This is a genomic window from Streptomyces brasiliensis (assembly GCF_014647875.1).
GTDB lineage: Bacteria > Actinomycetota > Actinomycetes > Streptomycetales > Streptomycetaceae > Streptomyces > Streptomyces brasiliensis.
This window is the reverse complement of sequence record NZ_BMQA01000006.1, coordinates 22,645-37,251: the sequence shown is the minus strand read 5'-3', so window position 1 is coordinate 37,251 and position 14,607 is coordinate 22,645. Positions and strand designations below refer to the sequence as shown.

General features: G+C 71.4%; 14 protein-coding genes and 1 pseudogene. 7 read left to right on the top strand and 8 right to left on the bottom strand.

Going from position 1 to position 14,607, the window contains the following annotated elements:
- Positions 1-167 precede the first annotated feature (167 nt).
- Positions 168-818 (bottom strand): TetR family transcriptional regulator, encoded by a 651-nt coding sequence (locus tag IEZ19_RS11290; protein ID WP_189310999.1) that lies wholly within the window; start codon positions 816-818, stop codon positions 168-170.
- Positions 819-1,027: 209 nt separating this feature from the next.
- Between IEZ19_RS11290 and IEZ19_RS11285 the strand changes: the two genes are divergently transcribed.
- Genes IEZ19_RS11285 through IEZ19_RS11275 form a run of 3 tightly spaced genes read left to right on the top strand, consistent with a single transcriptional unit; the run spans position 1,028 to position 4,232 of the window.
- Positions 1,028-2,437 carry a glycosyltransferase family 4 protein gene (locus IEZ19_RS11285; RefSeq protein WP_189310998.1) on the top strand — a complete coding sequence of 470 codons (1,410 nt, stop codon included), beginning with the start codon at positions 1,028-1,030 and terminating at the stop codon, positions 2,435-2,437.
- Positions 2,431-3,165 carry a class I SAM-dependent methyltransferase gene (locus tag IEZ19_RS11280; protein WP_189310997.1) on the top strand — a complete coding sequence of 245 codons (735 nt, stop codon included), beginning with the start codon at positions 2,431-2,433 and terminating at the stop codon, positions 3,163-3,165. Before IEZ19_RS11285 ends, IEZ19_RS11280 begins: the two co-directional genes overlap by 7 nt.
- Positions 3,162-4,232: a prenyltransferase/squalene oxidase repeat-containing protein gene (locus IEZ19_RS11275; protein WP_189310996.1), complete on the top strand. Its 1,071-nt coding sequence runs from the start codon at positions 3,162-3,164 to the stop codon at positions 4,230-4,232. The genes IEZ19_RS11280 and IEZ19_RS11275 overlap by 4 nt, the downstream gene beginning before the upstream one ends.
- 152 nt (positions 4,233-4,384) lie before the next feature.
- Here the strand turns inward: IEZ19_RS11275 and IEZ19_RS11270 are convergent, their stop codons facing one another.
- Positions 4,385-4,678 carry a hypothetical protein gene (locus IEZ19_RS11270; protein ID WP_189310995.1) on the bottom strand — a complete coding sequence of 98 codons (294 nt, stop codon included), beginning with the start codon at positions 4,676-4,678 and terminating at the stop codon, positions 4,385-4,387.
- 141 nt (positions 4,679-4,819) lie between these two features.
- Here IEZ19_RS11270 and IEZ19_RS11265 point away from each other — a divergent pair, with 141 nt between their 5' ends.
- Positions 4,820-5,392 carry a hypothetical protein gene (locus IEZ19_RS11265; RefSeq protein WP_189310994.1) on the top strand — a complete coding sequence of 191 codons (573 nt, stop codon included), beginning with the start codon at positions 4,820-4,822 and terminating at the stop codon, positions 5,390-5,392.
- A 209-nt stretch (positions 5,393-5,601) separates the two neighbouring features.
- On the opposite strand, the pseudogene IEZ19_RS11260 reads toward IEZ19_RS11265, so the two are convergent.
- From IEZ19_RS11260 to IEZ19_RS11240, 5 genes and pseudogenes are all read right to left on the bottom strand, one after another.
- Positions 5,602-6,101 (bottom strand): annotated as a pseudogene (locus IEZ19_RS11260) (LLM class flavin-dependent oxidoreductase); the annotation flags it as partial.
- A 99-nt stretch (positions 6,102-6,200) separates the two neighbouring features.
- On the bottom strand, positions 6,201-7,001 hold the full coding sequence (locus tag IEZ19_RS11255) for a DUF5336 domain-containing protein (protein ID WP_189310993.1): 801 nt from the start codon (positions 6,999-7,001) through the stop codon (positions 6,201-6,203).
- Positions 7,002-7,160: 159 nt separating this feature from the next.
- Positions 7,161-8,123, bottom strand: a complete 963-nt coding sequence (locus tag IEZ19_RS11250) for an N-acetylmuramoyl-L-alanine amidase (RefSeq protein WP_189310992.1) — start codon at positions 8,121-8,123, stop codon at positions 7,161-7,163.
- Between the two features lie 204 nt (positions 8,124-8,327).
- Positions 8,328-8,978, bottom strand: a complete 651-nt coding sequence (locus IEZ19_RS11245; protein WP_189310991.1) for a class I SAM-dependent methyltransferase — start codon at positions 8,976-8,978, stop codon at positions 8,328-8,330.
- Between the two features lie 102 nt (positions 8,979-9,080).
- Positions 9,081-10,820, bottom strand: a complete 1,740-nt coding sequence (locus tag IEZ19_RS11240) for an MFS transporter (RefSeq protein ID WP_189310990.1) — start codon at positions 10,818-10,820, stop codon at positions 9,081-9,083.
- A 278-nt stretch (positions 10,821-11,098) separates the two neighbouring features.
- Between IEZ19_RS11240 and IEZ19_RS11235 the strand changes: the two genes are divergently transcribed.
- The 3 genes from IEZ19_RS11235 to IEZ19_RS11225 all read left to right on the top strand — a co-directional run bounded on the left by IEZ19_RS11235 (position 11,099) and on the right by IEZ19_RS11225 (position 13,952).
- Entirely contained in the window at positions 11,099-12,535 is a 1,437-nt protein-coding gene (locus tag IEZ19_RS11235) for an MFS transporter (RefSeq protein WP_373296951.1), read from the top strand.
- A 65-nt stretch (positions 12,536-12,600) separates the two neighbouring features.
- Entirely contained in the window at positions 12,601-13,140 is a 540-nt protein-coding gene (locus IEZ19_RS11230; RefSeq protein WP_189310988.1) for a SigE family RNA polymerase sigma factor, read from the top strand.
- Between the two features lie 29 nt (positions 13,141-13,169).
- A complete protein-coding gene (locus IEZ19_RS11225) occupies positions 13,170-13,952 on the top strand; it encodes a hypothetical protein (RefSeq protein WP_229840217.1) in 783 nt (260 codons plus the stop codon).
- Between the two features lie 25 nt (positions 13,953-13,977).
- Here IEZ19_RS11225 and IEZ19_RS11220 read toward each other — a convergent pair whose 3' ends face one another.
- Entirely contained in the window at positions 13,978-14,550 is a 573-nt protein-coding gene (locus IEZ19_RS11220; protein WP_229840250.1) for a response regulator, read from the bottom strand.
- Positions 14,551-14,607 lie beyond the last annotated feature (57 nt).

Sequence of the window (14,607 nt, the reverse complement as noted above, 5' to 3'; positions counted from 1 at the left end):
GTGAGGGAGTTCGACCGGAGTAGCCGACTTGGGCGTGACGCTGCGGCATCCGCCGAGGCCGACGTCGACGGTCGGGCTGAGAGGCCGGAAGGCAGCAGTTGGGCCGGAAGGCGACCCCCAATACCTGATCCGGACAATGCCGGCGAAGGGAACCCGTCTCGTGGGTCCTACTTGTGCCCGCCGGGCTCCCCCGGTGTCGTCAGGTCGATCAACCGGCACACCGTCTCGATGTCGATCTTGACCTGGGCGATGGACGCGCGGCCCGAGAGCCAGGTGATGAGCGCCGAGTGCCAGGTGTGCTCGATGACGCGGACCGCCGAGAGCTGCTCCGGCGTGGGGTTCTCCAGACCCGTCGCGTCCAGGATGATCGCCGTCGTCTGACGGGAGACCTGGTCCACCTCGGGCGAGACGCTGCGGTCGGCGAAGGTCAGGGCGCGGACCATCGCGTCGGCCAGGTGCGGCTCGCGCTGCAGCGCGCGGAACGCCCGCATCAGGCTCTCCGTGACCCGCTCCGCCGCCGTGTCACCCGTCGGCGGCTTCTTGCCGAGCGTGCCGTGCAGATGCTCCAGCTGGTCCTGCATCGTGGCGACCAGGAGGTGCACCTTGGACGGGAAGTAGCGGTAGAGCGTGCCGAGGGCGACCTGTGAGGACTCGGCGACCTCCCGCATCTGTACAGCGTCGAAACCGCCCCGGCTCGCCAGCTGCGCGCTCGCGTGCAGGATCCGCCGACGGCGGGCCTCCTGCCGCTCGGTGAGGGGCGGCGAGGCCGGCTGTCTGGCGTGGGCGGCAGTGGCTTCCACCTTGGCTTCCGCAGGCATGGGCACCGTTCCGTGACAGTCGGTGAGGGCAGGTGATCACACAGCATGACAGGGGTCCGCGCCGTGGCGCGAATCACCTGATCCACTGCTCACAGCACCCCTACCTGCCGGTAGATTCAGAGCCTCTTGAACGATCAAGTCTGAAACTTGTTCTAGATTAGCGTCCCGAAGTAGTCTCGCGGGAAAGCGCAGGGAGAAGGGGGTCCAGAGTGACCGCTGAGGCCAGGGGTGCGGGTGCCCGGCAGGACTCCGCAGCCGACGGCGAGCGACCGCTCAACATCGCGCTTCTCACCTATAAAGGGAACCCGTTCTGCGGCGGACAGGGTGTCTACGTACGGCACCTCTCGCGCGAGCTGGCCCGCCTCGGCCACCGGGTCGAGGTCATCGGCTCCCAGCCCTACCCGGTCCTCGACGAGGGCGCGGACCACCGCGACCGGCTGAGCCTGACCGAACTGCCCAGCCTCGACCTCTACCGCCAGCCCGACCCCTTCCGTACGCCCGGACGGGGCGAGTACCGGGACTGGATCGACGCGCTCGAAGTGGCGACCATGTGGACCGGCGGCTTCCCGGAGCCGCTCACCTTCTCCCTTCGGGCACGCCGTCATCTGCGCGCGCGGCGTGGTGAGTTCGACGTCGTGCACGACAACCAGACGCTGGGATACGGCCTGTTGGGCGACGTCGGTGCGCCGCTGGTCACGACGATCCATCACCCCATCACCGTGGACCGGCAGTTGGAGCTGGACGCGGCCCAAGGCTGGCAGCGCCGCTACTCGGTGCGCCGCTGGTACGCGTTCACGCGCATGCAGAAGCGCGTCGCCCGGCGCCTGCCGTCCGTGCTGACGGTCTCCGGCACCTCGCGGCAGGAGATCGTGGACCACCTCGGCGTCTCCCGGGACCGCGTCCACGTCGTCCACATCGGCGCCGACACCGACCTCTTCTCGCCGGATCCGTCCGTGCCCGTCGTACCGGGCCGGATCGTCACCACGTCCAGTGCCGACGTGCCGCTCAAGGGCCTGGTCTTCCTCGTCGAGGCGCTGGCGAAGGTGCGTACGGAGCGCCCCGACGCGCACCTCGTCGTCGTGGGCAACCGGCCCTCGGAGGGGCCGGTGGCGCAGGCGGTCGAGCACTACGGCCTCGAGGGCGCCGTCGACTTCGTCAAGGGCATCTCCGACGCGGAACTGGTCGGCCTGGTCCGCTCGGCCGAGGTCGCCTGCGTGCCGTCGCTGTACGAGGGCTTCTCCCTGCCGGCGGCGGAGGCGATGGCGACGGCCACGCCGCTCGTCGCCACGACGGGCGGGGCGATTCCCGAGGTGGCGGGGCGGGACGGGGAGACATGCCTCGCCGTGGCGCCGGGTGACGCGGGAGCGCTGGCCGCCGCTCTGGTACGGCTGCTGGGCGACCCGGAGCTGAGAGTGCGCCTCGGCCGGGCCGGCCGTGCGCGGGTGCTGGAGCGCTTCACGTGGGCCCGGGCGGCGGAGGGCACGGTGTCCCACTACCGCGACGCCATGGACCGCTCCGCGAGCACGCCCCCGGGCCGCGCCGTGGCCCCGCACGCTCCCGCCACCCTCGCCACCGAGCAATTCGCCGCATCCGACCCCGAAAGCAGGGCCACGTGCTGACCGTCGACTTCTCCCGGTTCCCGCTCGCCCCGGGCGACCGCGTCCTGGACCTCGGCTGCGGGGCCGGGCGGCATGCCTTCGAGTGCTACCGGCGCGGCGCGCAGGTCGTGGCCCTCGACCGCAACGGCGAGGAGATCCGCGAGGTCGCCAAGTGGTTCGCGGCGATGAAGGAGGCCGGGGAGGCGCCCGCCGGGGCGACGGCCACCGCCATGGAGGGCGACGCCCTCGCGCTGCCCTTCCCCGACGAGTCCTTCGACGTCGTGATCATCTCCGAGGTGATGGAGCACATCCCCGACGACAAGGGCGTCCTCGCGGAGATGGTGCGCGTCCTGAAGCCGGGCGGGCGGATCGCCGTCACCGTGCCGCGCTACGGCCCCGAGAAGGTCTGCTGGGCGCTGTCCGACGCCTACCACGAGGTCGAGGGCGGGCACATCCGTATCTACAAGGCCGACGAACTGCTGGCGAAGATCAGAGAGGCGGGCCTGCGGCCGTACGGCACGCACCACGCCCACGCCCTGCACTCGCCGTACTGGTGGCTGAAGTGCGCCTTCGGCGTCGACAACGACAAGGCGCTGCCCGTGCAGGCGTACCACAAGCTGCTGGTCTGGGACATCATGAAGAAGCCGCTGGCCACCCGGGTCGCCGAGCAGGCGCTGAACCCGCTCATCGGCAAGAGCTTCGTGGCGTACGCGACCAAGCCCCACCTTCCCCGGGTGGACTCCAAGTGACCACTCCCCGGACAGAACACCTCGTCCTGCCCGGGGTCCTCACCGCCGAGCAGGCTGCCGCGACCGTCCGCGGCATCCTCGCCGTGCAGCGGGAGGACGGTGGCATTCCGTGGTTCCGCGGACACCATCTGGACCCGTGGGACCACACCGAGGCCGCGATGGCCCTGGACGCGGCGGGGGAGCACGCGGCGGCCGAGCGGGCGTACGGCTGGCTCGCCACGCACCAGAACGAGGACGGCTCCTGGTACGCGGCGTACGCGGACGGGGCGCACGACGACGTCACCGACCGCGCCCGCGAGTCGAACTTCGTCGCCTACATAGCGGTGGGCGTCTGGCACCACTACCTCTCGACCGGCGACGACACGTTCCTGGACCGCATGTGGCCGTGCGTGTACGCGGCCGTCGAATGGGTCCTGCGGCTCCAGCGGCCCGGCGGGCAGATCGGCTGGCGGCGCGAGGACGACGGCACGCCCACCGACGACGCGCTGCTGACCGGCAGTTCGTCGATCCATCACGCCCTGCGGTGCGCGCTCGCCATCGCCGAGCAGCGAGAAGAGCCGCAGCCGGACTGGGAGTTGGCGCTCGGCGCGCTGAGGCACGCGATCCGCCGGCATCCGGAGCGGTTCCTCGACAAGGACCGCTACTCGATGGACTGGTACTACCCGATCCTGGGCGGCGCGCTCACCGGTCCGGAGGCCAAGTCCCGTATGGAGGAGTCCTGGGACCGCTTCGTGGTCCCCGGCCTCGGTGTGCGCTGCGTCGTGCCCAACCCCTGGGTCACCGGCGGCGAGTCCTCCGAACTCGCCCTGACCCTGTGGGTGATGGGCGAGTCCGACCGCGCGCTGGAGATCCTCCAGTCCATCCAGCACCTGCGCGACACGGAGTCCGGCCTGTACTGGACGGGCTACGTCTTCGACGACGGCACCGTCTGGCCCCGCGAACTCACCACCTGGACGGCGGGCTCACTCCTCCTGGCGGTGGCGGCCCTGGGCGGCCACGAGGCCACGTGCGCGGTCTTCGGCGGCGAGTACCTTCCCACCGGCCTGGACCCCGACTGCTGCGCCTGAGCGCTTCGCTGGAAGTGCCGCGATATTCCGTCGTCCGTCCGCGCCGGCATCGTGGCTGGTCGCGCTCGGACGGCGGAGCCGCATGTCGATACGGTCCCGCGCCCTTCGGGGCGCTGCCGAACCGCAGCGACATGATCGGCCCGCGGCGCGGCTCAGTGCCGGTGCAGCCGGTTGGCGACGGCGTGGCCGACGAAGAGGTAGACGACGGCGGCGAGGCCGTATCCGGCGACCACCCGGGCCCATGCGTCGTCGAACGTGAACAGATCGTGTGACCAGCCCGCGAGCCATGCGGCAACGTCGTGCACGAACTGGACGAGATCGTTTGCACGGTTCGCGTCCAGCAGGTACATCGCGATCCACAGGCCCAGCACGAAGGCCATGACGTCGGCCACGATCGCGACGACCGTGCCGGCTTGGTTCGTTCCGTTGCGATATCGAGGGGACATGTCCTTCGGCTTGCCGCTGACGCCCCGGTGAAACAGGAAAGGTGAATCCGGTTCCGGTTTCCCCCAAGTGGCGTAACCGGCCGAGTTGCGTGACGGTGGCTGGGGGGACAACTGCTCGCGGAGAGAACCCCGGAGGACCTCGTGTCCGTACCGATAGGGCGCCTCGTCGTGGCGCTCACGCTGTGCTGTGCCCTGCTCGCCGGTGGTACCACCGCTTGTGCGAGCGGCGAGACCACCGGCCGGGACTCCGCGGCCGTCGTGGCCGCACCCACGCCCAGTCCCAGTACGTCCGCGGAGAAACAGAAACTCGCCAAGACCCGCTTCGTACTGAACGCGGGCCTCGCGGCCGGAGCGACCTACCAGTGGATCGTGAAGCCGTGGAAGGCCGGGAAGTTCAAGAAGGGAGCCCACGGACGCAGGCGCGCCCTCGTCAAGGCGGGACTCGCCGGGGCCTTCACGTACAACCGGCTGAAGGCGGCCCTGCGCAACGCCCAGGGCGACCCCCTGCTGTCCAAGGCCGTCGCACCGCTCACGTCCGGCATCGACGCGCTCAAGGACCTGCCGAAGAAGCTGCGCAAGGGCGACAGCACCGACTCGGTGGCCGGTTCCTTCGACGACATCATCAACAACGTCAAGGATGCGGGAAAGAGCGCGGGCGTCGACGTGAAGAACAAGGTGCCGTCCACCTCTCAACTCACGGGGTCTCAGCGATAGGTGACATTGCGTCAAATCGGCACGGCCGTCCTGTCGTTCGTCCCGACTTCGCCCGGTGTTGGTTCTTCCGACGGTGACTGTTGGGTGTGGTTCCTGATGATTCTGCCCCCGGAGAGGCAGGAGCGCAGGTGTCCGACGCCAGATTCGTTACCACCGAGGAGCCCCGGCTCACCATCAGCCCAGGAACCCGGCGCCGTCTACCGCGCCGGGTCCTGCTCGTGCTCCCGGGTAATCGGCTTGAGCGGCTTGCCGAGGCCGGTGCCGTCCGGACCCCGGTAGGGGAGGGGGTGGAAGCGGCCGTCCGAGGCCACCGGTGCCTCGCGGCGCAGCACCTGCCGTACGACCTCGACGTACTCCCGGGTCGAGGCCAGCGGCGACGCCGGGAACGGCCGCCCGTACCAGCCCTCCACCACCTGCGGCCCGGACAGCCCGAGTCCCAGCATCACGCGCCCGCCCGAGAGATGGTCCAGGGTGAGCGCGTGCATCGCCGTCGTGGTGGGGGAGCGGGTAGCCATCTGCGCAACCGCCGTACCCAGTTTGATCGTTGACGTCCGCGCGGCGATCCAGGTCAGCGGCGTGAAGGCGTCCGAGCCCCAGACTCGGCCGTCCACACCGAGTCGTAGCCGAGCCGCTCCGCCTCCCGTGCCGGCGGCACATGGTCCGCGGAGGGGCCGCGCCCCCAGTAGCCGAGTGCCGGTCCGAGCCGCATGCCCATCTCCTGACGGTACATCAGATATCGGAGGAGGCGACTGTACGGCAACGGCCCCCCGCCCGGAAGGGCGAGGGGCCATGCGCGACGCCCGCGGGCTCAGCCGCGCTGGATCCCGGACGTGTCCTGCAGCACGCCGCGGCGGCCGTCCTGGGTCTGCGCGATCAACTGCTGGCCGCGCTGTTCTACGGCGAGGTACCAGGTGCCCGGCGCCAGTTCGGCGATCGGCGTCGGCGAGCCGTCCTCCGAGAACAGCGGACGCGGCACCGGCACGGCGAACCAGAACGGCGAGAAGTCCGGGGCCGGGGCGGCCGGCTGGGGCTGCTGCCCGTACGGCTGCTGCGGCTGAGCGCCGTACGACGGCTGCTGGGCGCCCGGGTAGCCGTAACCGGCCTGCGGCTGCGCGCCGTAGGGTTGCGGGGCGGCGGGCTTGGGCGCCGGGATCAGACCGGCCTGGAGGGCGGGGACGAGCGGGGTGGCGACGGCCGCCGCGGCCATGACGAGGGTGGCCACCAGGGCCAGGACGAGGCCGATCCCGGCGCTGGGGCCGTTGCCGCCGCCCTGGCCAGGGAGGTTGTCGGCGGCGCCCGCCGGGTCGATGACGTTGCCGAGCGCGCTCCATGCGGCGAACACCGTGAACGCGACGCCGAACGGGCCGAGGTCGAGACCGGCGACCTTGCGGGGCTGCGGCAGCGCGCGGGCCGCGACGACGAGCGCGGCCCCGATGATCCCGGCCAGCACGACGCTGAGCAGGACCGGTCCGCTCTTCCAGAGGCTCGGGAGGTCGAGGCTGTCCGGTGCCCCGTCGTACGAGTAGTTGTCGAGGAACGACGCGATGAACAGCAACACCGCTGCTCCGATCACCACGCCGTCGCCTCGACTGAGGGAGCGGATATTCACTTCAGGTGTCCTTCGTAGGTCGTCTCGTGGTCGTAGAGGCGTCGCTGTCACCCTGTCGCCCTCGGGCCCCGGTGTGAAGCGCGGGGGTGGCCCCTCATCGTAGGGACGACATTATCGTCCGTACGATCACGGTGTCCGCCGGGATCGGCAGGCCGGTGCCTACCCGCGCAGGAAACTCACGATTCCCTCAGAGATCCCCTGCGCCGCCTTCTGCCGCCACGCGCCGCTCTTCAGCAGCGCCGCGTCCTTGCCGTCGCGCATGTTGCCGCACTCGATGAACACCTTCGGGACCGTGGACAGATTGAGACCGCCCAGGTCGGTCCGGGTGTCCAGGCCCGTACCGCCGCCGATGTAGTTGGAGGGCGCGCTGCCCGTGACGCGCACGAAGCCGCCCGCGATGCGCTCGCCGAGGTCGCGCGAGGGGCCGACGATCGGGCGGGTGTCCGCGGCACCGGCGTGCACGGAGCCCGGCAGGATGACGTGGAAGCCGCGGTTGCCGACGGCAGAGCCGTCCGCGTGGATGGAGATCGCCGCGTCCGCGCGCGAGGTGTTGCCGATACGGGCCCGCTCGTCCACGCACGGACCCCACGGCGGCTCGTCCCCGTCGCGCGTCAGCTTCACCGTGGCGCCCTCCTGCTCGAGGAGCGTGCGCAGCCGGTGCGAGACGTCCAGCGTGAACCGGGCCTCCGAATAACCGTCGTTGGTGGACGTCCCCGTCGTGTCGCACTCCTTGCGGCTGTTGCCGATGTCCACCTTCCGGTTGATCTCGGCGGTGTGGCGGTAGTTGCCGGAGTTGTGCCCAGGATCGATCACCACGACCTTGCCGGCGAGGGGGCCGGTGCCGGCTGGTGCGGAACCGGTGCGCGCGGTGCCGGGCTTCTTGCCGTCGTCGGCGGGGGAGGAGGACGCACTCGGGGTGCGTGAGGTGTCGGTCGCCGACGTCAGGGCGCCCCCTGGCTTGGCCGAGTCCCCCGACCCGCCGCCCCCGGTCGCGCCCACCGCCTCGTACACGAGCCAGCCGAGCAGCGCCCCCGGCACCAGTGCGGCGAGCGCCACGGTCAGGGGGGCGCGGCGGGGCCGGCGCGGTTGCGGGGGATCGAAGTCCGGGCCTACGTACGACACGCCTGCCACCCTAGCGGCCGGTCTGTTCGCCCACCGGCGCCGTGCGCCGGGCGGGTGGACCGCCGGCGGGCCGTAAGGCGCCCACTTGCCCGAGCATCTTGCGCCCCGCCGCCGTCGACGATCAGGAGCAAACCGATCAAAAGGCCCGCAGACGCACTCCGTCCGATGTGAGGGCGAGATCACAGTCCCACACCGAGGCGTCTGTCAGATGCCCGCCCCCGTCCGCCGCAGCACGCGCAGCGACCCGGTGACGGAGGTCTCGGTGAAGGCACCCGACTCCAAGGCGCGCAGGTACACGCGGTACGGAGCCTGCCCGGTGAACTCGTCCTCCGGCTCGGGGAACACGTCATGGATGACGAGCAGACCGCCCTCGGCCACATGCGGCGCCCAGCCCTCGTAGTCGGCCGTGGCGTGCTCGTCGGTGTGACCGCCGTCCACGAAGACGAGCCCGAGCGGCGAGTTCCAGATCTTCGCCACCTGCGGGGAGCGCCCCACCAGGGCCACCACGTGCTCCTCGAGCCCGGCCTTGTGCAGGGTCCGGCGGAAGGCGGGCAGGGTGTCCATCAGACCCACCTCAGGGTCGACGGTCTCCGGGTCGTGGTAGTCCCACCCCGGCTGCTGCTCCTCACTGCCCCGGTGGTGGTCCACGGTGAGCGCGGTGACCCCGGCCTGCCGGGCGGCGTCCGCGAGCAGAAGGGTGGACCGCCCGCAGTACGTCCCGACCTCCAGCAACGGCAGCCCCAGCTCGCCCGCCTCCACACCGGCGCCGTACAACGCGAGCCCCTCGTCCACGGGCATGAACCCCTTCGCGGCCTCGAACGCGGCCAGGATGTCGGGCTTGGGTGCCGCGGGCATGGGGTTCCTCTCGGTCGTACGACGTTCTCGGCGCCCCATGCTGTCGCACCCCCCGCCGCCGGGGCGACAGGGGGTGCGGGTGGTGTGGATCTCAGCCGGCTGTTACGCGTTGACCGTCTCGCCCGGCAGGGAAAGGTCCAGGTCGATCGTCCCCGCGGTGCCCGTGTGGGTTGCCGAGGAGGCGTGCGGGCCGTGGCCCGTGGCCCTTGCCGCCAGGACGTAGGCGCCCTCGGACGGGACCGGGAGGGCGTAACTGCCGTCCTCGCGGGAGAGCGTGGCGCCCGCCTGGCGGCCCCGGCGGTCGATCAGGGTGACCTTGGCGCGGGCGACCGGGGTGCCGGCCGCGTCCAGGACCCGGCCGCGGAAGCCGCGCAGCGCCTCCTCGGCGTGCGCGAGCCCCGCGTCCTCCTCGCTGCTGGCCCGCAGCTGGGTGTGCTGGGCCGCGCGGCTCTGCTTCGGCAGGAAAAGGGCCAGGAGCAGGCCCAGCGCCACCGCGCCGGTCGCGATCAGGAAGGAGACGTGGAAGCCGCGCATCGTCGGGATCGCCACCCCGCCCACGGTGTGCGCGGTGTTGGCCAGCACCATGCCGATCACGGCACTCGACACCGACGTGCCGATGGACCGCATCAGCGTGTTCAGGCCGTTGGCCGCGCCCGTCTCGGACGCCGGGACCGCGCCGACGATCAGCGCGGGCAGCGAGGAGTAGGCGAGGCCGATGCCCGCACCGAGGATCACCGCGATGACGAGGCTCTGCCACGGGGCGCTCATCAGGCCGAGGCCGGCACCGTAGCCGATCCCGATGATCAGCATGCCGAGGATGAGGGTGACCTTGGGGCCGTACTTCGCCGAGAGACGGGCGTAGACGGGCGCGGTGAACATCATCGTCAGGCCGAGCGGCGCCACGAGCAGACCCGCAGCGACCATCGACTGGCCGAGGCCGTAGCCGGTCGCCTTCGGCAGCTGGAGGAGCTGGGGCAGGACGAGTGAGACGACGTAGAAGGAGACGCCGACCATGATCGACGAGAGGTTGGTGAAGAGGACGGCCGGGCGGGCCGTGGTGCGCAGGTCGACCAGCGGCGCCTTCAGGCGCAGTTCCAGGACGCCCCACAGGAGGAGGACGACGGCCGCGGCACCGAACAGACCGAGCGTGGTGCCCGAGGTCCAGCCCCAGTCGCTGCCCTTGGTGATCGGCAGGAGGAAGAGGACCAGGCCCGCGGACAGGCCGAGCGCGCCCAGCAGGTCGAAGGTGCCCTCGGCGCGCGCCGGGGACTCCGGTACGACGAGGAGGGTGAGGGCGATGGAGAGGACGCCGAGACCGGCGGCGCCGTAGAACAGGGCGTGCCAGTCGGCGTGTTGCGCGACCAGGGCCGCGGCCGGCAGCGCGAGCCCGCCGCCGACGCCGATCGAGGAACTCATCAGGGCCATCGCGGAGCCGAGCCGCTCGCGCGGCAGCATGTCGCGCATCAGGCCGATGCCGAGCGGGATCGCGCCCATCGCGAATCCCTGGAGCGCACGGCCGGCGATCATTGTGAGCAGCTGGCTGGTGAGCGCGCTGATCAGGGCGCCGACCACCATCACCGCGAGGCTGAGGATCAGCATCCGGCGCTTGCCGTACAGGTCGCCGAGGCGGCCCATGATCGGGGTGGCCACCGCGCCCGAGAGCAGGGTGGAGGTCAGGACCCATGTGGCGTTGCTCGGCGCGGTGTCCAGCAGTTGCGGCAGGTCCTTGATGACCGGGACGAGCAGTGTCTGCATCACCGCGACCACGATGCCCGCGAAGGCGAGCACGGGGACGACGGCCCCGTTCGCGCTCCGGGCGGGCTGGTCGGTCGTGTGCGTCATTGAGTAAGGCCTCCCGCGTGACATAAGTGGTGGAGGAACCTCGTATGCACAGGCAACTATTCCGTTGCTTCGGGCCTCTAAGGAATTCTTGACCGACCCATGGGTTTCTGATTTTCCGTCAGGTGCAGGACGTCGATGAAACCTGTTCGACCTGTCGACGGTGCTCGGTCCGGCGCGTTGGTGGAAGGTGGCGTGGGCCGGGGTGGCGGTCTAGGTCCTACGACCGAGGTGCAGGTGGGGCGAAATCCCGATGCAAGGGCCGTAACCGGGTTGAGAGCATGACACCCATGCTGGAAGCCGCCGACACCACTCCGCTGTCCCGGCGCATCGCGCCCCCCACCTGGCTGGTGGTGGCACTCGCCTGCGCCGGACAGTTCCTGGTCGTGCTGGACGTGTCCGTCGTCAACGTGGCGCTGCCGTCCATGCGGGCCGACCTGGGGCTGAGCGCCTCGGGACTCCAGTGGGTGGTGAACGCGTACGCCATCGCCTTCGCGGGGTTCATGCTGCTCGGCGGGCGGGCCGGCGACCTCTACGGGCGCAAGCGCATGTTCCTCGTCGGCCTCGGCCTGTTCACGCTGGCCTCGCTGGGCGGCGGGCTGGCCCAGGACGGCTGGCAGTTGCTGCTCGCCCGGGCCGTGCAGGGACTCGGGGCGGCGGTGCTCGCGCCGTCGACGCTCACGCTGCTGACCGCCGCCGTGCCGGAAGGCGCGGCACGGGCGCGGGCCATAGCCACCTGGACCGCCGTGGGCGCGGGTGGCGGCGCGGCGGGCGGGCTCGTCGGCGGGGTGCTGGTGGACGTGCTGTCGTGGCGCTGGGTGCTGCTCATCAACGTGCCCGTGGGTGCCGTGGTGCTGGCCGGATCGCTGGTCCGGCTGGTGGAGAGCCGCACGGGGGACGGGCGGCGCCTCGACCTGCCGGGCGCGCTGCTGGTGACGGCCGGGCTCGCGACCCTCGCCTACGGGATCGGGCAGACCGAGGCGGAGGGGTGGACGGCGGCGGCCACGCTGGTGCCGCTGGCCGCCGGGCTCGCGCTCCTCGGACTGTTCCTCGTCGTCGAAGCGCGTACGGCGGTCCCGCTGATGCCGCTCGGACTGCTGCGGCTGCGCGCGGTCGCGTCCGCGAACGCGGCGATGCTGCTGAGCGGTTCGGCGATGTTCTGTATGTGGTACTTCATGACGCTCTACGCCCAGAACGTGCTGGGCTACTCACCGCTGGACGCCGGACTGGCCCTCGTGCCCAGCTCGCTGGCCGTGGTCGCGGGCTCGAAACTGGCGCCGCGGTTCATGCGGGTCGCCGGGGCGCGGACCGTGGCGACGTCCGGCACGCTGGTGGCCGCCACCGGGTTCGCCTGGCAGTCGACGATGAGCGCGCACGGGGAGTATCTGACGGCGATCATGTTCCCGGGCATCCTGATGATGCTGGGCGCGGGCCTGGCCGCGACCCCGCTCGCCGCGCTGGCCACGTCCGGGGCGGCGCCGGGGGAGGCCGGACTGGTCTCCGGGCTGATCAACACGTCGCGCACGATGGGCGGTTCGCTGGGACTCGCGGTCATGTCGACGATTGCGGCGGCCCGCACGGGCGGCGACGGCGGGGCGGGGGCGCTGACGGACGGATACGCGCTGGCGTTCCGGACGAGTACGGCGGTGCTGCTGGGCGGGGCGGCGGTGATGGTGGTGTGGCTGCCGAGGAGGGTGGCGGCGGGGACGCCGAAATGATGTCCGTGAGGTGAGGCAACGGTCCGGGGTGTTCGTGGACTCCTCTTTACATCTAGGAGGTGCCCATGGGGGATCGGAACACGGCTCGGGACGAGGAGTTCCAGAGCTTCGTCGTCGGCCGCTGGCCACGGCTGATGCGTACGGCATTTCTCCTCACGGGGGAGCAGCACGCCGCCGAGGACCTCGTCCAGTCGACGCTCGAACAGGTCTATGTGGCCTGGCGCAGGGTCGGCTCGGCCGATGACCCGGAGGCATACGTACGGCGCGTGATGATCAACGCGCACGCGCGCAAACACCGCAGAAGGCTCAAGGAGTTCCTGGCTCCGAAGGACGACTCGGGCCTGGTGCACGAGGTGCCCGACACGGGCGACAGCATCGCCCAGGCCGACGACCGCCGCGCCCTGCTGACGGCGCTGGCCCAACTGCCTGCGCGGCAGCGGGAGGCGGTGGTCCTGCGGTACTGGGAGGACCTGACGGAGACGCAGGCGGCCGAGGCGATGGGCTGCTCGGTCGGCACGGTCAAGAGCAACGCGGCCAAGGGGATCGCGAAGCTCCGCGCCATACCGGGACTGGCCGAGACGGTGACGCAGGGAGGGCGGAAGTGACGAGCGCTGACCGGGAGAGGAAGCACGACATGACGCAGACGGACATCGCCCTCCTCCTCGCGGACGCCGCGGACGAGGTCGAGATCGGCATAGCCCCGGTGCAGGCAGTCATCCGCGGCGGCCGGCGCCGCAGGGCCCGGCGCTGGGCGGTGGCGGGTGCCACGGCACTGGTCCTCGCGGGCTCGACGGGCGCAACGGTGGCGCTCACCGGGCTTCACGGCGGAGGCGACGGGGGGACGGTGACGCCGGCGACGCGGTCGCCGGCTCCCGACGGTCGGCAGGTGGAGCTGCCTCAGCGGACCGAGCTGGCGAAGGGCACGGACCGCGGCACGCGGTGGCGGGTCGTCGTCGACGTCTGGGAGGCGCCGCGCAACGAGGCGGAGGCCCGGGTGCAGCTCGACGCGATGCACACGTTCAAGGAGGCACCGGCGGACGTGCGCAGGGCGGCCGATCTGGTCGGCAAGGAGTCGTACTTCGTGAAGCGGGGCCTGGACGATGACTTCGGGCAGGTCGTGCTGCAGAACACGCGGCCCGCGACGGACGCGGCCCTGTCGGGCAGGGACATCCAGACGGAGGCCATCCCGCTCCGGCCCGCCGACCCCCAGCGCCTGGTGATCGGCCAGGTCGCGGTCACCGCCCGACAGGTCACCTGCACCTGGCAGAACGGCACGACGAGCGTCGTCCGGGTGCTGTCCGAGGAGTACGAACCCGGGGACATGGTGATCCGCCCGCTGCCAGGGTCCTCGGACAACTGGTTCGTGTGCCTGGCCCCGAAAGGCACTGCCTACAAGTCGGTGGAGGTGACCGAGTAGGGACGGCCGACGCGCGGCGGCGCGGTCACAGCCACCCCTGCTGCCGCGCCTCCCGCATCGCCTCCATCCGGTTGCGGGTGCCGGTCTTGCCGATGGCGGAGGACAGGTAGTTGCGGACCGTAGACTCCGACAGATGGAGCTTCGCCGCGATGTCGGCGACGGTCGCGCCGTCCACGGACGCCTTCAGTACGTCGCACTCGCGGGCGGTGAGCGGACTGGGCCCGGCGCTGAGCGCGGCGGCGGCCAGCGCCGGGTCGACGACGGTCTCGCCGGTGAGCACGCGCCGGATCGCCACGGCCAGGTCCTCCACCGGCCCGTCCTTGACGAGGAAGCCCGCCGCCCCCGCCTCCATGGCCCGGCGCAGATAGCCGGGCCGGCCGAAGGTCGTGAGGATGAGCACCCGGCAGTCGGGCGCCTGCTCGCGCAGCTCGGCCGCCGCGTCCAGGCCGCTCAGACCCGGTAGTTCGATGTCCAGGAGGGCCACGTCGGGCCGGTGGGCCAGCGCGGCGTCCACGATCGCGTCCCCCGCCGCCACCTGTGCGACGACCTCGATGTCCGGCTCCATGCCGAGCAACAGGGCGAGGGCCCCGCGCATCATGCCCTGGTCCTCGGCGAGCAGAACCCTGATGTTCTTCACGGACCAAGCCTAGCCAAC